The organism is Massilia mucilaginosa (assembly GCF_011682145.1).
Lineage (GTDB): Bacteria > Pseudomonadota > Gammaproteobacteria > Burkholderiales > Burkholderiaceae_D > Telluria_A > Telluria_A mucilaginosa.
The window spans coordinates 1-313 of the sequence record NZ_WHJH01000301.1; the positions used below are offsets into that span (position 1 = coordinate 1).

Here is a 313-nt window from a genome sequence, read left to right on the forward strand (position 1 = left end):
GTACCAACTGCAGTCGCGCGACCAGAAGCGCCTCCACCTGATTTCGGTCGATGCCGCCACCCTGGCGCAGCGCACCCTCCTGACCGAAACATCGAAGACCTGGGTCAGCATCCATGACGACCTGCGCTTCCTGTCCAAGCGCAATGCCTTCCTGTGGGCGTCCGAGCGCAGCGGGCGCAATCACCTGTATTTGTACGACCTCGATGGCAAGCTGCTGCACCCGGTATCGAGCGGCGAATGGGGCATCGACAATGTGCTGGCGGTGGACGAAAAGGCCGGCCGCGTGTACGTCGCCTCGAACCGCGACGCGGTG

1 protein-coding gene is annotated in these 313 nt (G+C 63.9%); it reads left to right on the forward strand.

Features of this window, described 5'->3' with window-relative positions:
* The coding region (locus tag F2P45_RS34955) for a DPP IV N-terminal domain-containing protein (RefSeq protein ID WP_187367268.1) at nt 1-313 on the forward strand (313 nt) is incomplete at both ends.